Annotated in this window: 20 protein-coding genes; 12 read left to right on the plus strand and 8 right to left on the minus strand. The window is 69.2% G+C overall.

Features of this window, described 5'->3' with window-relative positions; genetic code table 11:
- Positions 1–57: 57 nt before the first annotated feature.
- The 3 genes from ASG60_RS15540 to rsgA are packed head-to-tail and all read right to left on the minus strand — an operon-like array spanning position 58 to position 1,991.
- Positions 58–507: a GNAT family N-acetyltransferase gene (locus ASG60_RS15540; protein ID WP_056176269.1), complete on the minus strand. Its 450-nt coding sequence runs from the start codon at positions 505–507 to the stop codon at positions 58–60.
- Positions 500–976, minus strand: coding sequence for a hypothetical protein (locus ASG60_RS15545; protein ID WP_244476689.1), 477 nt, complete (start codon positions 974–976; stop codon positions 500–502). The genes ASG60_RS15540 and ASG60_RS15545 overlap by 8 nt, the downstream gene beginning before the upstream one ends.
- Before the next feature lie 7 nt (positions 977–983).
- The gene (gene rsgA, locus ASG60_RS15550; RefSeq protein WP_244472904.1) at positions 984–1,991 is read right to left on the minus strand and encodes a ribosome small subunit-dependent GTPase A; all 1,008 of its coding nucleotides are present in this window, start codon (positions 1,989–1,991) and stop codon (positions 984–986) included.
- 365 nt (positions 1,992–2,356) lie between these two features.
- Between rsgA and ASG60_RS15555 the strand changes: the two genes are divergently transcribed.
- Genes ASG60_RS15555 through ASG60_RS15570 form a run of 4 tightly spaced genes read left to right on the plus strand, consistent with a single transcriptional unit; the run spans position 2,357 to position 6,718 of the window.
- Entirely contained in the window at positions 2,357–3,565 is a 1,209-nt protein-coding gene (locus tag ASG60_RS15555) for a homoserine O-acetyltransferase (RefSeq protein ID WP_156368867.1), read from the plus strand.
- Between the two features lie 10 nt (positions 3,566–3,575).
- Complete coding sequence (metW, locus tag ASG60_RS15560) at positions 3,576–4,274, plus strand: methionine biosynthesis protein MetW (protein ID WP_056176260.1); 699 nt, start codon at positions 3,576–3,578, stop codon at positions 4,272–4,274.
- Between the two features lie 46 nt (positions 4,275–4,320).
- Entirely contained in the window at positions 4,321–5,460 is a 1,140-nt protein-coding gene (locus ASG60_RS15565; RefSeq protein WP_200947680.1) for a phytanoyl-CoA dioxygenase family protein, read from the plus strand.
- 10 nt (positions 5,461–5,470) lie between these two features.
- On the plus strand, positions 5,471–6,718 hold the full coding sequence (locus ASG60_RS15570; protein WP_056386501.1) for a hypothetical protein: 1,248 nt from the start codon (positions 5,471–5,473) through the stop codon (positions 6,716–6,718).
- Here the strand turns inward: ASG60_RS15570 and ASG60_RS15575 are convergent.
- Together ASG60_RS15575 and ASG60_RS15580 are read right to left on the minus strand one after the other, a co-directional pair.
- The gene (locus ASG60_RS15575; RefSeq protein ID WP_056176253.1) at positions 6,682–7,434 is read right to left on the minus strand and encodes a methyltransferase domain-containing protein; all 753 of its coding nucleotides are present in this window, start codon (positions 7,432–7,434) and stop codon (positions 6,682–6,684) included. The genes ASG60_RS15570 and ASG60_RS15575 overlap by 37 nt on opposite strands.
- 102 nt (positions 7,435–7,536) lie before the next feature.
- Positions 7,537–8,772 (minus strand): amidase, encoded by a 1,236-nt coding sequence (locus ASG60_RS15580; protein ID WP_056386503.1) that lies wholly within the window; start codon positions 8,770–8,772, stop codon positions 7,537–7,539.
- Between the two features lie 110 nt (positions 8,773–8,882).
- Here ASG60_RS15580 and ASG60_RS15585 point away from each other — a divergent pair, with 110 nt between their 5' ends.
- The 7 genes from ASG60_RS15585 (at position 8,883) to katG (ending at position 16,280) form a co-directional block, all read left to right on the plus strand.
- Positions 8,883–9,914, plus strand: a complete 1,032-nt coding sequence (locus ASG60_RS15585; RefSeq protein WP_056176247.1) for an extensin family protein — start codon at positions 8,883–8,885, stop codon at positions 9,912–9,914.
- Between the two features lie 228 nt (positions 9,915–10,142).
- Positions 10,143–10,610: a hypothetical protein gene (locus tag ASG60_RS15590; protein ID WP_056176244.1), complete on the plus strand. Its 468-nt coding sequence runs from the start codon at positions 10,143–10,145 to the stop codon at positions 10,608–10,610.
- Positions 10,611–10,630: 20 nt separating this feature from the next.
- A complete protein-coding gene (locus tag ASG60_RS15595) occupies positions 10,631–11,275 on the plus strand; it encodes a ribonuclease T2 (RefSeq protein WP_056267078.1) in 645 nt (214 codons plus the stop codon).
- A 10-nt stretch (positions 11,276–11,285) separates the two neighbouring features.
- Positions 11,286–12,131, plus strand: coding sequence for a 23S rRNA (adenine(2030)-N(6))-methyltransferase RlmJ (gene rlmJ / locus ASG60_RS15600; RefSeq protein WP_056386505.1), 846 nt, complete (start codon positions 11,286–11,288; stop codon positions 12,129–12,131).
- A 182-nt stretch (positions 12,132–12,313) separates the two neighbouring features.
- Entirely contained in the window at positions 12,314–12,643 is a 330-nt protein-coding gene (locus ASG60_RS22910; protein ID WP_156398927.1) for a hypothetical protein, read from the plus strand.
- 264 nt (positions 12,644–12,907) lie between these two features.
- Complete coding sequence (locus tag ASG60_RS15605) at positions 12,908–13,570, plus strand: hypothetical protein (RefSeq protein WP_056386733.1); 663 nt, start codon at positions 12,908–12,910, stop codon at positions 13,568–13,570.
- 388 nt (positions 13,571–13,958) lie between these two features.
- Positions 13,959–16,280, plus strand: a complete 2,322-nt coding sequence (gene katG, locus ASG60_RS15610) for a catalase/peroxidase HPI (RefSeq protein WP_056386507.1) — start codon at positions 13,959–13,961, stop codon at positions 16,278–16,280.
- A gap of 347 nt (positions 16,281–16,627) precedes the next feature.
- Here katG and ASG60_RS15615 read toward each other — a convergent pair whose 3' ends face one another.
- From ASG60_RS15615 to ASG60_RS15625, 3 genes are all read right to left on the minus strand, one after another.
- A complete protein-coding gene (locus tag ASG60_RS15615) occupies positions 16,628–17,104 on the minus strand; it encodes a BLUF domain-containing protein (RefSeq protein ID WP_056386509.1) in 477 nt (158 codons plus the stop codon).
- A gap of 130 nt (positions 17,105–17,234) precedes the next feature.
- Positions 17,235–17,657, minus strand: a complete 423-nt coding sequence (locus tag ASG60_RS15620) for a BLUF domain-containing protein (RefSeq protein WP_056306368.1) — start codon at positions 17,655–17,657, stop codon at positions 17,235–17,237.
- A 101-nt stretch (positions 17,658–17,758) separates the two neighbouring features.
- Positions 17,759–18,652: a cobalamin B12-binding domain-containing protein gene (locus ASG60_RS15625; RefSeq protein WP_056386510.1), complete on the minus strand. Its 894-nt coding sequence runs from the start codon at positions 18,650–18,652 to the stop codon at positions 17,759–17,761.
- Between the two features lie 707 nt (positions 18,653–19,359).
- On the opposite strand from ASG60_RS15625, the gene ASG60_RS15630 reads away from it, so the two are divergent.
- Positions 19,360–19,593: a hypothetical protein gene (locus ASG60_RS15630; RefSeq protein WP_056172298.1), complete on the plus strand. Its 234-nt coding sequence runs from the start codon at positions 19,360–19,362 to the stop codon at positions 19,591–19,593.
- Positions 19,594–19,709 lie beyond the last annotated feature (116 nt).

Here is a 19,709-nt window from a genome sequence, read left to right on the forward strand (position 1 = left end):
ATCGCGAGGGGCACCGTCTAACAAAGCTTGCCGGGCTTGACGAGGCGAGGCCGCGGTTCAGCGGCCCTTGCGCAGGGGTCGGACGAAGCCGGGGCCGCCCGGGGTGAAGCCCGTGGCGCGGCAGAAATCGGCAAGGTCGGCGGAGTCGGCCGACGCTACGACCTGAAGGGTGTCGCACTCGGCCATGCGGGCTGCCTGCGAAGCGGCCTTGAGCAGGAGCCGTCCGATGCCGCGCCGGCGCTGCTCGGCTCCCACGAACAGGGTGGTGATCTGGGCGACGGGACGGGCCTCGGCGACGCTCCGGTACCAGTGCAGCACCACGAGGCCGCTCGGCGGCCCCCATTCCTGTGCGACGAGCGCGACACTCGGCCCGGTCCGTATCGCTTCCAGGCGCTCGGCCAGGGCTTCGGCCGGCATCGCAAGCCCGATCTCGGCGAGCAGCACGGCGAGGCCGGGCGCATCGGCGGCGCTCGCGGCACGGATCTCGAGGCCGTAGCGGCTAGCCAAGATGCGATCCGGTTACAGGATGGGGTTCGTTTGTCGGTCCGCCGGCTCGTGCCTCCGCCCAGGCCCGGTCGCGCTCGCCCTGCGCGGTCCGGATTGCGGCGCTCTGCCGTTCCTGCTCGGCATGAAGCGCCCGCAGGCGCCGGGCCTCCCGCGCCGCCAGCTTGCGCCGACGCGCCTCGGCGGCACGCTTCTGGGCCTGCAACTCCTCCACGGTGATCGGGGCGGGCGGAGCCTTCGGCTCAGGCGCAGTCGTGGAGGCGGTCTTGGATGCGCGCCAGGCATAGGAGGGCGCCGGCCGCGTCCTCGGTGCGTCGAACGCCTCCGCCTGCGCCAGGGTCAGACCGGCGGCGGCGGCGATGCGGGCGGCGGCGGCCCGGCCGGCCGCACGCTCGCCCGGCGTCGCACCGCGCTCCATCAGTGCCCGGCACTTGGCGAACCGGTCCCGGTCGAGGGGAGGCCACGCGCTCACGGGCGGCTCAGCGCTTCTTGTTGCCGCGCGGGCCGGTCAGAACGGGCGTGTTCACCCGGTTCTCGTCCAGGAGCTTGCGCCAGCGCGACAGGCGCTCGGGATCGAGACGGCCTTCGGTCACCGCCGCCTGGACGGCGCAGCCGGGCTCGTGCGCGTGGGTGCAGTCGCGAAACCGGCACAGTGGCGCCAGTTCGACGATCTCCGCGAACAGGGTCTCGATCCCGTCCGCCGCGTCGCTGACGTGGAGGGTGCGCATTCCCGGCGTATCGATGACCCAGCCGCCGGCCGCGATGGCGTGGAGCGAGCGCGCCGTGGTGGTGTGGCGGCCTTTGGCGTCGTGCTCGCGGATGCCCCCGGTGAGCTGGGGCTCCTCCACGCCGTCGCCCGCCAGGGTGTTGACCAGGGTCGACTTGCCTACCCCGGAGGAGCCGACGAGCGCCACGGTCCGGCCGGGCCCGCACCACGGCGCCAGGGCCGCGATGGCGTCCGGCTCGCGGGGGTTGATCATCACCACGGGCAGGTCGCGCTGGAGGGCCTCGGCCGCGCGGCGGTAGGTCTCGGCGTCGGCGGCCGTGTCGGCCTTCGTCAGGAGGATCACCGGTTCGGTCCCGGCCTGGTTGGCCAGCGCCAGGTAGCGCTCCAGCCGGGCCGGATTGAAGTCGGCGTTGCACGAGGTGACGATGAACAGGGTGTCGACGTTGGCCGCTGCGAGCTGCGGGACCTTCGAGCCTTCGACGCGGCGCGCCAGCAACGTTCGCCGCTCCAGTCGGCTCAGGAGGGTGCGGGCGGCGGGATCGATGAGCACCCAGTCGCCCACGGCGTAGGCGCCGGTGTTGGTGTTGTGGTCCAGGGCGAGCTTGACGGAGCCCTCCGGCCCGATGGCGCTCATGCGCGAGCGATGGACCATGCCGATGCGGGCCGGCATACCCGGCCTGTCGGCGATCTGATCGGCGAAGAACGGGGACCAGCCCAGGGCGATCAGAGCGTCGGGCAGGGCGTTCACGGGCTCGGGCAACGGTTTGAATTCCTTGGACAGGGCGGCGCGTTGCAGCGGAGGCGAAGACGTCCGCCGTAAAACGCTTCACCGCTTCGTCGGGTGGACGACGCCGAGACATCTCTTCGCAACGACGACACCCCCTCGACCTGGCAGGATGTCGATTCACGTCTACACCGTTTCGACGCGGTATGCGGGTTCGACGCGCGTCCATCCCCCGATGACGCACGCCCCGATGACGCATGGTTTCGTTGACGCTCGGCGAGGCGCACACTACCTCCATCTGCGACGCGACGGCTCCGCACGCCGCCGGGATGTCGCCTCCCCTCCTCCGCATGGCGACCGCCCACTTCGTCCCGCGACCTCCCCCGTCAGATCTCCCCCTCATGACCATGTCGCTCGATCCTCCCACCCAGACCCGAGCCGAGGCGACCGATACGGACGGCCCCCCGGTGATCGAGGCCAAGGCGCAGGCCACCCAGGGGCATCTGGCGCAATTCGGCCTGGACGAGCCCCTGGCGACGGATGCCGGCGTGGCCCTCGCACCGTTCCAGATCGCCTACCAGACTGCGGGTACCCTCAACGCCGACCGCTCCAACGCCGTGCTCATCTGCCACGCGCTGACGGGCGACCAGCATTTCGCCCACACCCATCCGGTGACGGGCAAGCGCGGCTGGTGGGAGACCCTCGTCGGGCCGGGCAAGCCCGTCGACACGGATCGGTACTTCGTCGTCTGTTCCAACGTCGTCGGCTCGTGCATGGGCTCGACGGGCCCGGCCTCCATCGAACCGACGACGGGCCGGGCCTACGGCCTCGATTTTCCCCTGGTGACCATCCGCGACATGGTCCGCGCGCAGGCGATGCTCCTCGACCGCCTCGGCATCGAGAACCTGTTCCTGTGTATCGGCGGCTCCATGGGCGGTATGCAGGTGCTGCAATGGGCGGCCCTCTACCCCGAGCGGGTGTTCGCCGCGATGCCCATCGCCACGGGGGCACGGCACTCGGCCCAGAACATCGCCTTCCACGAGGTCGGCCGGCAGGCGATCATGGCCGATCCGGCCTGGGCCGAGGGGCGCTACCTCGAGGCCGGCACCCGTCCCGCCAAGGGCCTCGGCGTCGCCCGCATGGGCGCGCACATCACCTACCTGTCGGAACCGGCCCTGCACCGGAAGTTCGGACGGCGCTTCCAGGGCGGGTCGGCGCCCACCTTCTCGTTCAACGCCGATTTCCAGATCGAGAGCTATCTGCGCCACCAGGGCCTGAGCTTCGTCGAGCGTTTCGACGCCAATGCGTACCTGTATCTCACGCGCGCCATGGACTATTTCGATCTCGCCGCCGACCATGGCGGCGTGCTCGCCAACGCCTTCCGGGGTACGAAGACCCGTTTCTGCGTCATGTCCTTCACCTCCGACTGGCTGTTTCCCACGGCCGATTCCCGCGCCATCGTGCATGCCCTCAACGCGGCTTCGGCGGCGGTGGCCTTCGTGGAGGTCGAGAGCGACAAGGGGCACGACGCATTCCTCCTCGACGAGCCGGTGATGTTCGGCGCGGCGCGCGGCTTCATCGACGCCGCCGCCCGGGCGCGCGGTCTATGAGAACCTCGCTGTGAAGTCCCACCGCGTCGTCGCCCCGGCCCCGTGGGATGCCGCAGCCTCCCTGCCGCGCGGCGACCTCGGAAGCGCGCGGGTCGATCACCTCGTGGTGCTCAGCCTCGTGGCCCCGGGTGCCCGGGTCCTCGACATCGGTTGCGGCGACGGCACCCTGCTGGCGCTCCTGCGCGACCGGCGCGGCATCGACGGGCGCGGCATCGAACTCTCGCGCGAGGGCGTCAACGCCTGCCTGGCGCGCGGGCTGCCGGTGATCCAGGGCGACGCCGACACCGATCTGGCGAACTACCCCGACGACGCCTTCGACGTGGTGGTCCTGTCCCAGACCATCCAGGCGACGCGCAACCCGCGCATCGTCCTCGAGCACCTCTTGCGCATCGGCCGGCAGGTGGTGATCTCCTTCCCGAATTTCGGACATTGGCGGGTGCGTGCGGAGTTGGCCTTTCGTGGCCGCATGCCTGTCACCGCCCTGATGCCGGAAGAGTGGTACGAGACCCAGAACATCCACCACTGCACCATCCGGGACTTCGTCGGCCTGTGCCGGACGGTGGGCGCGCGGATCGAGAAGGCCACGGCCCTCGACGCGCGCGGCCGGCCCATGCGTTTTTCCATGCCGTGGTGGGTGTGGAACCTCATCGGCGCACAAGGCGTGTTCCTGCTGAGCCTGGACGCCGGCGAGACGCCCCCGCAACCGTGAAAGCCGTGGCCCCGCGTCCGCGCGGCCCGATTCAAGGAGGAGAGCCATGGGATACGACGCGGCCTTGACGTCGGCGGGGGCCGCCACCCTCCTGCCCGGAATTCCCACCTTCGAGTCGCCGTTCCTGGATTGCGACGGCTTCGTCCCGGCGATGAGCCCGGAGCACCTGTCCGTCGCGCGCCAGCTGCGCGAGCAGGGTTATGCGGTCATCGACTTTCCCGACGCCGATTTCGACGCCCGCGCCGCCGCGATCCGCGCCGCCCTGGACGGAGGCTTCGACTGGGCGCGGTGGCGCGCCACGGGCTTTGCCGCCAACGAGGGCCTGCGGGTTCAGGACGCCTGGAAGACCCAGCCCGACGTGATGGCGCTCGCGGCCAACCCCGCGGTCCTCGATCTCCTGACGGCGGTGTTCGGGCGCGAGGCCAAGCCGTTCCAGACCCTCAACTTCCCCGTCGGCACCCAGCAGCAGACCCATTCGGACGCCTCGCATTTCAGCTCGGTGCCGGAGAAGTTCATGTGCGGCGTCTGGGTCGCCCTGGAGGACATCGAGGCCGATGCCGGGCCGCTGATCTACTATCCCGGCACGCACAAGTGGCCGGTGATCAACAACGAGCACCTCGGCGTCACGGCCCTGCACTTCCAGAACGGCAACGCCTGGAAGCCCGGCAACGCCTACGATGCGACCTGGAACGCCCTCCTTGCCGCCCACAAGCGCGAGCCCAAGACCTTCCTCGCCCGAAAGGGGCAGGCGCTCATCTGGGTCGCCAACATCCTCCACGGCGGCGCGCGCCAGACCAATCCGGACCGGACCCGGTGGTCACAGGTGACGCACTACTTCTTCGACGGGTGCGCCTACTACACGCCGTTCTTCTCGGACCCGTTCCACGGCAACATCCTGTTCCGTGAACCCATCGACATCCGCACGCGGGAGCCCATGCGCAACGTCGTCGGCGGAGCCCCGATCGATCCGGACTTCGTTTCCGAGGCGACGGACCGGGCCAAGCGCGTGGCCGGCGGCCATGAGGCCCACCGCTCGCAACTCGCCGAGGCCCAGGCGGAACTCGCCTACCACAAGGACCGGGTGGAGCGCCTGCGCGCCTCCCTGTCCTGGCGGATCACCGCGCCCCTGCGCAGCGACGCCGTGCAGCGGGTCGGCCGATGGTTCTCCCGCCCGCGGGTCTCGTGACCCCCACGCCATGCCCGTGAGGCGGTGGTTCGGGGGCCGGGCCGCCGCCCTGGCGGCCTTGACCCCGTCCGCCCTGCGCTTCCTGCCGCCCGACCTCGACCCGAGGCAGGTCGAGGCCCTCTGCGCCCTGGTGACCGGGGCGGGGTTCTCGCCCGACGCGTATCGCGCGCAATCGCCGGCCCTCGGTGCCGCAGTGCCGGATGCGCGCACGGCCGTACTCCACCTCCTGAGCTTCTGCGGCGACGAGCAGGTCACCTACCCGCTGCGCCTCGATCCGACCGGGTTCGACACCCTGACGCGCAGCCGCCTGTGGCATTGGCGCGGGCGGGCCCGCCTCGCGGCGAGCCTCGTGAACGCCCACCTCGCCCAACGGCCCGACGTCGTCGCGGACCCGGATTTCTGGGCCGAAATCCTGCCGGCCCTCGCCCGCGTCGGCCGGCCGTACCTTCTCGTCGGAGACAGTCACTCGCGGCTCTACCGGCGGGTGGGGCTGCAACGGTCCGGGCCGATCCTGCCGATCCACGTCCTGTGCACGGCGGGCTCGGCGGCGGGACTGGACAACCCGGCCTCGCGCTCGGGCTACGGCGCGCGCCTCGCACGCCTGGCCGATGCCCTCGCCCGCGTGCCGGCCGCCCGCGGCCTGCCGATCCTGTTCCAGTTCGGGCAGGTCGACATCGAGTTCGTCGCGGCCTTCCGGCGCATCGCGAACGGAGAGCATGCTTTCGACGAGACGGGGTTCGAAACCTTCTGCGACCGCACGGCGGCGGCTTACGGCGCCTTCCTCGTCCGCTGGTTCTCGGAACTCGGCCCGGTCCATGTCCTGTCGGTGTTCCCGCCGGCCCTGTCGGACGAATCCTGGGCGGACGGATACTGCAACGCCCACGTCCTCGCCCTGGAAGGCGCGGCGGGCGACCGCACCGCCACGGCTGCGGCCGTGGCGGCCCTGGAGGTCCCGTCCCTCGCCGAGCGCACCCGCCTGCACCGTGCCTTCAACGACCGCCTGTCCGCCCTGTGCGCGCGCGAGGGCTTCGGCTTCGTCGCGCTGTTCGATGCCCTGCTCGGTCCCGACGGGACGGTGGCGCCGCGCTTCATCGCCGGCGCAGGGGGGCGCGACCACCATCTCGACGAGGCGCCCCTGCGGGCACCGACCCGCGCGGCCCTGGAAGCCGCCCTCGGGCGTCGGCAAGGGATGATGCAAGGGATGGTGGATCGGATGATGGATCAGATGCGCCGGATCGTCAGGGTCGCGACGGCGTAGGTCACCCGGGCTCCGCCGGCATCGAACCGGCGCAGCACCCGCCGCAACCCCCCGGGTGTGAGCGGCGGCCGTCCCTCCGGCGTGCCGGCGCCGATGGCGCGCAGGGCCGCGAGGAAGGCGCGCCCGTCCGCATGGGCCTCGACCACGGGCTCGTCCGAGACCGCCACGGTGCAGCCCGGGATGCGCAGGGCGGCGAGGGCCGCCACGGTGGGATAGGCCGGCGTTGCGGCCTCGAAGTCGAGGTCGGCGTGCGCCCGGCGCCACTCGGCGAAGGTGCCCGAGGCCAGGGTCGCCACGGCGAGGTGCCCTCCGGGCGCGAGCAGTCCGGCGAGCCGCGCCAGGGAGCCGGACAGGTCCTCGAACCACTGCGCCGCCAGACTCGAGCAGACGAGGTCGAAGCCGGGCGTGAGGCAGGGCCGTTCCCCGTCCATGACCACGAAGCCGGGCCCCGGCCCGAGCCGGGCGCGGCAGCGCAGGGCCATGGCGGGCGCGATGTCGGTGGCGAGGTACGGGCCCGGCACGATCCGGCGGTGCAGGGCCGCCGTGAGGAGACCCGTGCCGCAGCCGACCTCCAGCACCCGCGGCGCGGGCGCCAGGGGCAGGGCCGCGATGCGCGCGGCCAAGCCCTCGGCCACCCGCGCCTGAATGCCGGCGGCGGCATCATAGCCCTCGGCCCCGTCGAAGGCCCGGGCCACAGCCTGCTTCCAGGAACGCATCGGGGCCGAGGGCTGAACTCCAGGATCGGGTGAGTCGTGGCGATAGCCGTCGGGCGGTTCCGGCTCAAGCGACGCGCCGACAGCGGGCCGCCTTCCCAGGCCTCACTCGTCCAGCGCACCCTCGATCATCCGCGCCACGGCGAGCGCCCGTCCATCGTCACCGAAGCGGGCGATGATCTGCACGCTCAGGGGCAGCCCGTCGCCCGGGACCGGCAGGTTGACGCAGGGCACGCCCATGAGGGTCCAGAGGCGGTTGAAGCGCGGGTCGCCGGTGCTGGCGAGGCCAGCCGGAGCGCGACCCGGGGCCGAGAACGTCAGCAGCGCGTCGAACTCCGAGAACACGTCCTTGAGGACGCGCCGGGCGCGGTGCGCCGTGCGGCGGGCCCCGTCGTAAGCGTCGGCCGTGAGGGCCTGGGCGCCGTCGAGTTCGGCCCGCAGCCCGGGCCCGAGGGCGTCGCGGTGATGGGCGTATTCCCAGGCGAGGGCCTGGCGTGCCTCGAAGGCCTGGATGATCGCCTGGACCGCCCAGGCTTCGGCGAGGGCTCCTGGCAGGACGAGATCGGTGACGGTAGCCCCGGCGGCCTCCGCCGCGCGGGCCGCACGATCCAGGGCCGCCACGGCGTCCGGGTCGGCGGGCCCGGCGAAATCCTGGCGCACGAGGCCGATGCGGGGTGCCGCGAGGCTGCCCTCCGCCAGATCGATGCCAGGGCGATCGGCCAGGAGCGCGAGGGCGTGGGCGACATCGCGGATGCCGGCGCCGAACAGCCCGAGGGTGTCGAGGGCCCACGAGAAGGTCTTCACGCCCACCGTGGGCAGCAGGCGGAACGACGGCTTGATGGCCGCGACCCCGCAGAAGGCGGCGGGGCGGATCACCGACCCCGCCGTCTGGGTGCCCAATGCCAGGGGGACGAGACCGGCGGCCACCGCCGCCGCCGACCCCGACGAGGAGCCGCCCGGGGTGTGGCCGGACGCGTGCGGGTTCACCGTGGCGGACGGGTCGCGGCTGGCGAAGGGGCAGGTCACGGTCTTGGCGAGCGGCACGGCGCCGAGGGCCCGCAGGCGGGAGACGATGGCGGCGTCGGCCTTGGGCCGCCAGCCGGCATAGATGGCCGAGCCCATTTCCGTCGGCATGTCGGCGGTATCGATGATGTCCTTCAGGCCGACCGCGATGCCCGCGAGGGGGCCATCCCGAACGATCGCCGGATCGGCGGCGATGTGCGCGAGGGCGCCGAGGCCCGGCTCGCGCGCCGCGATGGCTTCACGCGCGCGGGCGATGGCGCCGTGCGGATCGAGGGTGCCGGCACCGAGCCGGGTGCGAAGGTCGACGAGGGACTGCATGCCCCTGGAGTCCGATCCGCCGCGCGATCTGTCAACACGTATCCACATCCCGATCTTCCGATCCGCAGCGTTGACGGAGCGTTTACGCAAAGTCGCGCATCGTCCTCATCATGTGGCGTAGCGTTCTCGCGTTCTCCGCCCTTGCGCTGTTCGGCGCGGGGCTCACCGGCTGTGCGCTCAACAAGTTTGAGCAGCGCGAGCCCTGGCGCGACCAGACCGAACAGGCCTGCAACGCCAAGCGCTTGGTCGAGACCGGCGAGTTCATCACCCAGGTGAAGGCCATCGAGGGGCCGGGCGTCTGCGGCATGCTGCAGCCCTACCGGGTCACCCGGATGGGCGGGGGCAGCGTCGCCCTCAAGCAGCGCATGACCCTGGCCTGCCCGGCGCTGGCGGAGGCCGAAGCCTGGCTCGCCGACACGATCCAGCCGGCGGCCGCCCTGTATTTCGGCCAGCCCGTGGCCGAGATCAACGCCGGCACCTATGCCTGCCGCGGCCGCAACAACCAGGTCGGCGCCAAGCTATCCGAACACTCCTTCGGCAATGCCCTCGACATCATGTCGTTCAAGCTCGCCGACGGCTACGTCATCACCGTCAAGGGTGGCTGGCGCGGCACGGAAGCCGAGCAAGGCTTTCTGCGCGAAGTGTTTTTGGGCGCCTGCGCGCGGTTCTCGACGGTTCTGGCGCCCGGCTCCAACGTGTTCCACTACGACCATATCCACGTCGATCTCGCGCGCCACGACCCGCGCGGCCTGCGCCGGATCTGCCAGCCGCTGATCAAGTTCACCCCCCAGCTCGGCGGCGAATCCACGGCCCGGCCGGTCGCGCGGCCGCGTCCCGTCGAGCGCCTGCCGGCGCCGCCCCAGGCTCCGGTGGACGTGGAAGAGGACGATCCCTACGGCGTCACCCCCCTGTCCCAGGCCACGCCGCAGAACCGGAATGCGCCGCGCCCCGCGCCGTCACATCTGGCCCGTGCGCCGGTGGAGGCCCCGTCACACGCCCGGTCCGCGCCGTCCGCCTACGTCGCCGCGCCGGCCCCCCGGCCCCGCCTCGCCACCACGCGCCCCCTGGACGAGCCGGCCCCGGGATTTGCGCGCGAGCCCCTGTCGCTGCAGGCCCCCGGCCTGTCCGGCCCGATCTACTGAGTGCCTCTCACGAAACGCCCGCTGCACCGCCGTACTCAAAGCGAGAACCGAGGGTGACCGGGAGTTTCATGAGGCACTCCGAAGCCCGACCCGGCGGGTCCGCGACTGTGCCCCCCGTACCCCAGGGGGCGTGAAACCGACGGCCGGCGCGGCGGGCAAGCTTGACTCCGACGGGGCAGCGGCCATCGTTCCGCGCAACCGTACGGACTCCAGCAAAAGATTGCCGGCATGCGCCCGAATCGATCCTTCACGACCTTCGCCCTCGGCCTCGTCTTGGCCGCGACCCTGCAGCCGGCGTTGGCCCGCTCGGGCCGCGAGGAGATCACCCCCGCCGAGGAGCGCGAGTTCAACTACGACGCCAACATCCCCGGCTGCCAGGCCTCCGAGGTGCTGGAGCGGCTCTCGACGAACTTCGCCGAGAAGGAGGCGAAGTTCTGGAACTCGTCGCTCACCATCGTGAGCTACGAGCGCATCGAGCGCACGGCCTGGCGCCCCTGGGGCCTCGACTTCGTACCCCGGCGCTACTGCAGCGCGGTGGCCACCACCTCGGACGGTGTCCGGCGCAAGGTCGACTATTCCGTCCGCGACGGGCTCGGGATCATCGGCGCCGACTGGGGCATCGAGTTCTGCGTCCACGGCCTCGACCGCAACCTCGCCTACGCCTACGCCACGGCCTGCCGCGAAGCCCGCCCGTGACCTTCTTTCGCAAGGCCGTTCTGGCCCTGGCCCTGCTCGCGGGCAGCGCCACGGCGGCCCAGGCCCAGGGCTACGACCAGCGCGGCACGCCGGGGGCGTTCGACTTCTACGTCCTCGCCCTGTCGTGGTCGCCGACCTATTGCGACGGGGACGGCGCGCGGCGCGAGGCCGACGGGCAGTGCCGTCCGGGCCGGGGCCTCGGCTTCGTCGTCCACGGCCTGTGGCCGCAATACACAAGGGGCTACCCCTCGAACTGCTCCAGCGTCGAGCGGTCCCCGACCCGGCAGGCCATGGAGGCGGCCGGCGAGGTCTATCCGAGCGAGGGCCTCGCCCGCCACGAGTGGCGCCGCCACGGCACCTGCTCGGGCCTCGATCCGGCGGCCTATTTTCGCGCGGCCCGCACGGCCCGCGAGGCGGTGACGATCCCCGACGCGTTCCAGAAGCCCGGCGCCGACACCCGCGCCGCGCCCATCGAGATCGCCCGGCAGTTCGTGATGGCCAACCGGGGTCTGCGCCCCGACATGATGTCGGTGGCTTGCGTGCGCGGCCGGCTGCAGGAGGTGCGGATCTGCTTCTCCAAGGATCTGCGCGGCTTCACCCCCTGCCCCGAGGTGGCGCGCCAGAATTGCCGGGCCGGCGAGGTCGCCATCGACGCCGCGCGCTGAAGGTGCTCCCGTGAACTACCGCCACGCCTTCCACGCCGGGAACTTCGCCGACGTCCTCAAGCACCTCGTCCTGACGCGGGTGCTGACGCATCTCCAGGCCAAGGCGACGCCGTTCCGGGCCATCGACACCCATGCGGGCCTCGGCTTCTACGACCTGACGGGCGACGAGGCCGGGCGCACGGGCGAGGCGGCCGAGGGCTGGGGCCGCCTCGACACGCCGTTCCCGGAGGCCGTCGAGAGCCTGCTCGGCCCCTACCGGGCAGCGGTGGCGGCGGTTCAGGCCCGCCACGGCGCCACCACCTATCCGGGCTCGCCCGCCCTCATCCGCGAGTTCCTGCGCCCCACCGACAAGGGGGTGTTCGTCGAGCTGCACCCCGCCGACGCCGAAATCCTGCGTGACCGCTACAACCAGGATTCGCGCACCAAGGTGATGCATCTCGACGGCTGGACGGCTTTGGGCTCTCTGATCCCGCCGCCCGAGCGGCGCGGCGTCGTGCTCATCGACCCGCCCTACGAGGAACTCGGCGAGATCGACCGCCTTGGGGCGGCCCTGACCAGGGCCGTGGCGAAGTGGCCGACGGGCACCTACCTCGGCTGGTACCCGATCAAGGACGTGGCCCTGGTGGACGCCATGGTGGCCGACCTCCACGGCGCCCTGAACCGCCCGGCCCTGCGCCTCGACCTGCTGGTCAGCGAGCCCGACCCGACGCGACTCAACGGGAACGGCCTCATCGTGATCAACCCGCCCTGGACCCTCGCCGAGGAGGCGATGCTGTTCCTGCCGGCGCTCGCCGAGCGCCTCGCCCGCCGCGATTACGGGGCCTTTCGCTGCGAGGCATTCGGGGCGGTCGTGTAGGGTCGAAACCCGACCAGCTTCACCGTATGGAACAGCTGAGTCGGGTGGAAAGCGGGCTGTCTGCTATCGGATGCAGAAGATATCAAGCAGCCGTCTGAGAAGCGATTTGCTACGCGGTTTTACGCTACCTGTTGTAGTGCAATCACGCTAGGATGCCCGCAAACAGATTTCGAGTTTTTGCCATGTGGTTCGCCTGCGCTATCGGCTTCAGTGTGATCGCAGTGCAATGCGCAGTATCATTGTTTGTGTATTTTAAATTTCGCGATGTTCCTCGTCTGCCGATGCAATGGGACGCAAGCGGCAATCCAAGTTGGACTGCGCCGACCTGGATTGGAGTTAGCTCTATTCCGTTAATTTCAGTAGCCGCAGTAATATTTATCATCCTTGCCAAACATCAATCGAGCGAAGCCGACGAAGTATTAAGAGGCATAGCTCTGGCGACGGGCTTTGCGTTATTGGCTCAGATTTACCATTTTGTTTTGATAAGCAAATACTTAAGGAACAATCTATAATTCCCGAGGGCATGTCTGCTTTCGAATAGCTGCGATAGTCATCTGCAAGACCGATTTGGGTCGCGAGCAGCCCTTGGGACAATCGGCCAGGTTGGGTTCTGATCCTGAATTCGTTCGCGCTTGCACGCCGACGCGAACTGATCCAGGCCTCGTCGATGACGCACAGTATCGACGCAGAACCGGAGACCATGCGTGCAAAACCGGCTTAGGGGCTTTGGCGGAGACACGACCGCGACGGCCTGGGTCGATCTCGACAGCACCCCGATTCCCGGTGGGCGGGAGACCCTGCACCTGCGCCGCTGGGGCGAGGCCTACTCGATCCAGGTCGGCACGGCCGAACTGATGACCGACCAGGATCGCGGATCGGAGCAGGCGCTCGCCACCCTCCCGTGCGGGCGGCTGGCGGAGAGGCCGGCCCCACGCATCCTCATCGGCGGCCTCGGCATGGGTTTCACCCTGCGGGCCGCCCTCGACGTGCTGGGCCCCCGGGCCGAAGTGGTGGTCGCCGAACTCGTGCCCGGCGTCGTCGCCTGGGCGCGGGGCGTCCTCGCGCACCTGCACGGGGCCAGCCTCGACGACCCCCGGGTCAGACTCGTCGAAGCGGACGTGAACCGCCTGATCCAGTCGGGCCCGGCCCGGTACGACGCGATCCTCCTCGACGTCGACAACGGCCCGAAGGGCATGACCCGGCGCTCCAACGACCGGCTCTACGATGTCTGGGGGTTGAGGCGGGCGCATTATGCCCTGCGGCCCGGCGGCCTCCTGGCGGTGTGGTCGGGCAGCCCGGACCGCCGCTTCAAGGCGCGGCTGAAGCGCTGCGGCTTTTGCGTGGAAGAGATCCGCTTCCCCGCCCATCCGGGCGGCCGCCGCCACGTGCTGTGGATCGCCGCGCGGGTGGAGGCGGAGGCCGCTGCGTCCGTTCCCTGAAGCCGGCCAACGAGGTCGGCTCCGGGTATGGCCGCCGAGGAACCCCGGGCGGGCCCTCAGAACACGAAGTCGATGGCGGGGCGGTTCCGGACGCCGACCAGGTCGATGGCGAAGTCCGCCCGGACATCGCCGTGCCGATCGCCCCCGATCAGCGTCGCGCATGAGCACCTCTGGCTCACGCGAACGTGCGGCTTGGTCGGAGGCGTTCGGCGGACGTCCGACACGGATGGGAACCGGAGACGCCTTGATTTTTGTTAAAGACGCCTGATTTCGCTGGCAGTGTCGGGTCGCGCAAGAGTTGCTTTCGCATGGGGGATCGCACGCCTCACGGCGCCGGCGACGGCCCGATCCGTCCGGTGGCGCCGGCCCTGCGCCGAGGGAAACGTTGATGAACGAGATGACGACGGACAAGACCAACACCGACTCGTACCCGATGGAGGGCAAGTGCCCGTTCGGAGGTGACCGCATCGGCGGGGCGCTCGGCACCCGTCCGGCCCTGGAGAACTGGTATCCGCACCGCCTGAGGGTCGAACTCCTGCATCAGAACGGGCTCGCGGCCGATCCGCTCGGGCCGGATTTCGATTATGCCGCCGCCTTCGGGAGCATCGACCTCGACGCCCTCAAGGGCGACATCAAGCAGTTCCTGACCTCGTCGGTGGCGTGGTGGCCGTCCGATTACGGCAATTACGGCCCGCAGATGGTCCGCATGGCCTGGCACTCGGCCGGCACCTACCGCATCGCGGACGGGCGCGGCGGTGCCGGCACCGGGATGCAGCGGTTCGCGCCGATCTCGAGCTGGTGGGACAACGGCAACACCGACAAGTCGCGTCGCCTGCTGCAGCCGATCAAGCACAAGTACGGCAACGCGCTGTCCTGGGCCGACCTGATGGTGCTCACCGGCAATTGCGCCCTGGAGATCATGGGCCTGCCGACCTACGGGTTCGCCGGCGGGCGCCTCGACGCCTGGGAGGCGGACAACGCCACCTACTGGGGGCCGGAGGTCGTCGAGATGGGTACGGTCTCGAGCTTCGACGAGATGGTCAACCGCGACCAGCGCTGGCGGGGCCGGAACGGCGACGCCGATTACGACCTGGAGAACCCCCTCGCCGCCTCCCACCAGGCGCTGATCTACGTGAACCCGGAAGGGCCCTACGCGAACGGCGACCCGCAGGGCTCCGCCAACGACATCCGGACGACGTTCACCCGCATGGCCATGAACGACGAGGAGACCGTGGCGCTCATCGCCGGCGGCCATGCCTTCGGCAAGAGCCACGGCATGACCCCCGCCAAGGAGATCGGGCCGCCGCCGGAGATGGCGCCCATGGAGGCGATGGGGCTGGGCTGGAACAACCCGAAGGGCACCGGCTCGGGCAAGGACACCATGACCAACGGCATCGAGGGCAGCTGGACCCCCGATCCGACCCGGTGGGACAACGCCTACCTGGAGAACCTCTTCAAGTTCGACTGGGAGCAGACCAAGAGCCCGGCCGGCGCCCTGCAATGGACCCCGAAGGATCCGAACGCGCCGAAGACCCCCGACGCCCATGTCGCCGGACAGATGCATTCCCTGATGATGATGACCTCCGACATCGCCCTGAAGGTCGACCCGGCGTACCGCAAGGTCTGCGAGAAGTTCCTGGGCGACTTCGACGCCTTCACGCAGGCCTTCTCCAAGGCGTGGTACAAACTCACCCACCGCGACATGGGGCCCAGGCACCGCTACCTCGGCCCGGAGGCGACCCTCGAGGACGGCCTGCTGTGGCAGGACCCGATTCCGGAGGCCGCCTACAGCCCCATCGGCGAGCCCGAGATCGCCGCCCTGAAGCAGGCGATCCTGACCACGAACCTCTCGGTCTCGGACCTCGCCTTCACGGCCTTCTCGGCGGCCTCGACCTACCGCGACAGCGACAAGCGCGGGGGCGCCAACGGTGGCCGCCTCGCCCTGAGCCCCCAGAAGGATTGGGCGGTGAACCGCCGGGCCGCGCCGGTGGTCGAGGCGCTCCGCGGCGTCATGACCACGTTCAACGGCGGCCGCAGCGACGGCAAGCAGGTTTCGCTCGCCGACCTCATCGTGCTCGCCGGCTGCGTCGCCGTGGAGAAGGCGGCCGGGGAGGCCGGGGTCGCGACGCGGGTGCCGTTCACGCCCGGCCGGGTCGACACCACGCAGGCGCTGACCGACATCGAGATGTTCACGTGGCTGAAGCCCGTCGTGGACGGCTTCCGCAACTACGTCGACGACGGGTTCGACGCGATGGCGCAGCGTTTGGCGCCGGAGGAGATGTTCCTCGACAAGGCCAACCTGCTGACGCTGACCGCCCCCGAATGGGTGGTGCTGACGGGCGGCCTGCGTGCTCTCAACGCCAATCACGACGGGTCGAACCGGGGCATCTTCACGGACCGGGTCGGCGTGCTGACGACGGACTTCTTCCGGACCCTGACCGACACGAACCTGGTCTGGGAGAAGACGGACGCGGCCGGGACGGCCTTCACGCTCAAGGACCGCGAAACCCGCCAGGCGAAGTTCGAGGCCACGCGCAACGATCTTGTGTTCGGATCGAACGCGCAGCTGCGCAACATCGCCGATGCCTATGCGGGCAGCGACGGCCAGAGCCGGTTCGTGGCGGATTTCGTGGCGGTCTGGGACAAGGTGATGATGCTCGACCGGTACGACGTGAAGGGCCACCGGCGTTACGGGCTCATGGCTGCCTGAGGGAGGGCCGCCTGAGTGAAGGCCGCCTGACCGACGAACGGCCGGTAGACAGCCCGTCCCACCGTCCGGTGGGACGGGGGCACCGCGAGGGCGGCTCGGCGCAGGAGCGCCGTCCCCTCCGTCGGTGCGATCCGTCGGGGTCCCGCGCTCAGGCGAGGAGGAGGGCGTCCCCACCGGCGGGTCCGACGGCTGGATGCCCGGGAAACGCCCGCTTCTCCGCACGGCCGTCCGAACGCAGCTCGGCCATACCCCACGCCACCCAGGCGAAGAGCGGACCGGCGGATGTCGACCCGACTTGGTCGTACGAATTGGCCTCGGGTCTGCTGGAAAGCGGACGTGGGTCCCGGTCAGCCCCGACCAAGCGGGTCGAGCGCGCCCGAATCCAGGTGTTCGAGAATACACGTCAGCGCCACGCGATTGTTTTGATCGTCTGCGCTTTCGAGCGCATCCCGTAGCACCAGGCGGATATCTTCGGCTTCGACCTTCTCCATGTCCCAGTTCGGATAAAGACGTTCTCGCTCTTCCTCGCTCTGGCTCAGCGAAACGATGTCATAATGCCGCTTGTCACGATGCAGGATCGCGATCAGTTTCTGTATCTGGCCGGCTGGTCCTTCGATCCACTGGAAGAAGACGCCGCTGCCGAAAACCAGCACGCCGGTGATTCCGTGTGCAAGGTTGTTGCGCTGGGCCGCCTCGACGATGCGGGAGACTTCGGCATCGTCAACGCCTTCGGCGGCACGGCTACAGTAGACGAAATGATAGAGTGGAACGAGCGCATCTTCGTCAAAATTGACGCCGCGCGGGATGCCGTATTCGTCGAACATGGGTGATCTCGCTTCATCTATTCCGGGCAGACCAGGATGCGACTTGAACAGAGCCGGCGTCCGAATCCACCGAGCGGTATCGGTCCGATCCGCCGACCAGCCATTCATCCTTGTCCGATCCCCTAGCTGTTCATGAGGCGCACGATGCGTCGTCGCATTCAGGTTCAGCCGCGAGCCGCTCGAATATCCTGAGCGCTTGCAGAGAAGTCGCTTGATCGATCGCCCCTTTTGCGACTTCGGCTTGCGACCACATCCAAGATCGGGCCGGATCGTCACGCATGGCCCAGCGGGGGAACAATCGGTCCGCCACGGTGCAATAAGACAACCGCCTGATCTCCAAATGCCGGTCGTCCCTCAAGATCCGGGCATAGGTTGCATCTAGCGCGCCCGCCGAGCCCTCCAACAACTGCATGTAGACATCTGCCCTGCAGATGAGGGCGCCGGTGATCCCATCGCGGGCGTTGCATCGGCGCGATTGCGACAGGATGCCATTGAGCGTCGCTTGATCGAAGCCAAACGGGCGTGAGGCATAGATGAGCTGAACGACGGACATTGCTGCTGGATCCTATCGGGCCGTCGGATCGGTGGAGGTATCGACATTCGGTCGGTCGAAGGCTCGAAGGATGAGAAATCGCTGCGGTGATTGCAGGTTTCTCAGGGCCTTTTCGAGCGCTCGGAGCTTACAGACGAGAGCAGTCTCTGTGCGAGCAGCACGGCGGTTGCGGCATCGACCGCCGAGGCATCGGCACCGACCCGTTCGACATATTCGGGATGTTCGAGGAAGACGGGTCCCCCGACCATGACGCCGATCGACGGGTTGAGTGACGCTCGTCTCACCGCCTGGATCGAGGCCGCGAGTTGATCGAGATGGCTCTCCCGGCTCAGCGTCAGGCCCACCACGCCGAACGGCTCCGAACCGACGAGATCGGCGATCTCCTCGGGGCTGGAGGCAAGGCCACTCGCCACATGCCAGCCGGCCTTGCGCATGAACTGCTCGACGATGGCCAAGCCGAAGGTGTGAAGTTCGCCTGGCGATCCCATCAGAAGGATACGGCGCTCGCTATCGTAGGGCGCGATGCCTCCGTCCATGCGATACGCGGCCAGCAGGAACTGGAGTTGGGCGAGGCCGGCCGTGACCTCGATGAAGCCGCACAGGTCGTCGTCCCACATGCGTCCCAGCAAGGCCGCCGAAGGTGCCAGCAGGTCGAGGAACAGGTCGTCGACGCAATAGCCCTTGGCCGTCAGGGCCGAGAAAGCGTTCATGACGGCCGTGACGTCGTGCCCGAGGATCAGATCCGTGAAGCCCGCGACCGTTTCCGTATCCAGCTTCGGCAGAACGTCCGACCGGACCTGCCTTTCGCCGCGTTCAAGCAGCATCAGCCGGGGGATGATGTCTGTCTGGACGATGCGGCCGAGCGCCAGGGTCCGCTGCCGTGCCTCGTCCACGGATCTTCGTCGTGCATAGTCCTCCCGGACATACGCCGCTTCGGCGATCCCCGCCGAAATGAGACCCGCCCACTCCCGATGGGTCGACCCTGGATCCAGCATTGCCTCATCCCCATGGTCCGGGGTTCAAGTCCCCGTTTGTTATTGACCGTCGTCCGGCGAGTACGGAGAGCAACAGAGACGCAAATGCGGGCGTTGTAAAGGCGGCGGATTTCCGACCCCGCTCGGCCGATATCAGCGGTTCACGGCGGGCAGATCATACGACCCAACTCGCCGAGAGACAGGTCGTCGAACGTCCGTCTCTCGTCGAGTGCAGCCTGGAGGGGACCGACCGCTTCCCACCCGAGCCAGTCGCAGAGCGGCCAGCCAGCCCCCGACCCGACTTTGCCGGATAAGCCGCTCTCCGCCATCCGCCGGAAGCGGTCGTGCGTCGATCGGTGAGGGGGGCAGCGGCGCCACATCGGCGGGCCTTCGCCCGTGAGCGGGAGAGGGGCCGCCTTTGCTGAAAGGGTGAGCCCCGATGCGGGCGGCCCCGATCTCGTCGGGTCGACACCGTCCGCTCGTCCGGGGTCGAGATCCGACTCCGCGGCGTCCTGGTGGATGACCTGAAACTTCGCGCCGACCCGTTCCGTACCGACGCGAGAGGATAGGATCGCGCCCAGGCAAAAGCCTTGATGTGAGCGCGGGATGACTCTTGCAAGATCATCAGAGTATCGGAAAGTAATTCTTCGTTTTTTCGGGAACAACGATACAATCATGCTGTTGTCTCGTGGGTTGGATAAGATGTTCACCTCCACAGGAGATCACACATGAAGACGTTCACCCTTGCGCTGACCGCCTTGACTGCCCTCGGCGGCATCGCCCTCGCCGCCGGTTCGGCCACGGCCGCCCCGATGTCCGTCAACGGCCTTCAGTCCGAGAGCGGCGTCACCCAGGTCCGCATGGACCGCAGTGAGCGGATGATGATGAAGAAGCGCATGATGCGGAAGAACATGATGAAGCGCCGCATGATGAAGAACCGGATGATGAACCGCGGCATGTGATCTCGAATACGCGACGCTTTCGGAGGTCCCGACGCAGGGGCCTCCACCCCGACGGCCACGACTTCGAAGAAGACCGTTTGGCTCGCAACCGACCCGCTCTACGTCCGGAATCGGCG

The sequence above is a fragment of the Methylobacterium sp. Leaf469 genome (assembly GCF_001424745.1).
In the GTDB taxonomy this organism is placed as follows: domain Bacteria; phylum Pseudomonadota; class Alphaproteobacteria; order Rhizobiales; family Beijerinckiaceae; genus Methylobacterium.

What these genes read in the sequence shown, in the direction of transcription:
- ASG60_RS15555 (WP_156368867.1), top strand. Translation starts at nt 2,357, where the DNA reads ATGACCATGTCGCTCGATCCTCCCACCCAGACCCGAGCCGAGGCGACC.
- ASG60_RS15565 (WP_200947680.1), top strand. Translation starts at nt 4,321, where the DNA reads ATGGGATACGACGCGGCCTTGACGTCGGCGGGGGCCGCCACCCTCCTG.
- ASG60_RS15570 (WP_056386501.1), top strand. Translation starts at nt 5,471, where the DNA reads ATGCCCGTGAGGCGGTGGTTCGGGGGCCGGGCCGCCGCCCTGGCGGCC.
- ASG60_RS15575 (WP_056176253.1), bottom strand. Translation starts at nt 7,434, where the DNA reads ATGCGTTCCTGGAAGCAGGCTGTGGCCCGGGCCTTCGACGGGGCCGAG.
- ASG60_RS15580 (WP_056386503.1), bottom strand. Translation starts at nt 8,772, where the DNA reads ATGCAGTCCCTCGTCGACCTTCGCACCCGGCTCGGTGCCGGCACCCTC.
- ASG60_RS15585 (WP_056176247.1), top strand. Translation starts at nt 8,883, where the DNA reads ATGTGGCGTAGCGTTCTCGCGTTCTCCGCCCTTGCGCTGTTCGGCGCG.
- ASG60_RS15590 (WP_056176244.1), top strand. Translation starts at nt 10,143, where the DNA reads ATGCGCCCGAATCGATCCTTCACGACCTTCGCCCTCGGCCTCGTCTTG.
- ASG60_RS22910 (WP_156398927.1), top strand. Translation starts at nt 12,314, where the DNA reads ATGTGGTTCGCCTGCGCTATCGGCTTCAGTGTGATCGCAGTGCAATGC.
- katG (WP_056386507.1), top strand. Translation starts at nt 13,959, where the DNA reads ATGAACGAGATGACGACGGACAAGACCAACACCGACTCGTACCCGATG.
- ASG60_RS15615 (WP_056386509.1), bottom strand. Translation starts at nt 17,104, where the DNA reads ATGTTCGACGAATACGGCATCCCGCGCGGCGTCAATTTTGACGAAGAT.
- ASG60_RS15620 (WP_056306368.1), bottom strand. Translation starts at nt 17,657, where the DNA reads ATGTCCGTCGTTCAGCTCATCTATGCCTCACGCCCGTTTGGCTTCGAT.
- ASG60_RS15625 (WP_056386510.1), bottom strand. Translation starts at nt 18,652, where the DNA reads ATGCTGGATCCAGGGTCGACCCATCGGGAGTGGGCGGGTCTCATTTCG.
- ASG60_RS15630 (WP_056172298.1), top strand. Translation starts at nt 19,360, where the DNA reads ATGAAGACGTTCACCCTTGCGCTGACCGCCTTGACTGCCCTCGGCGGC.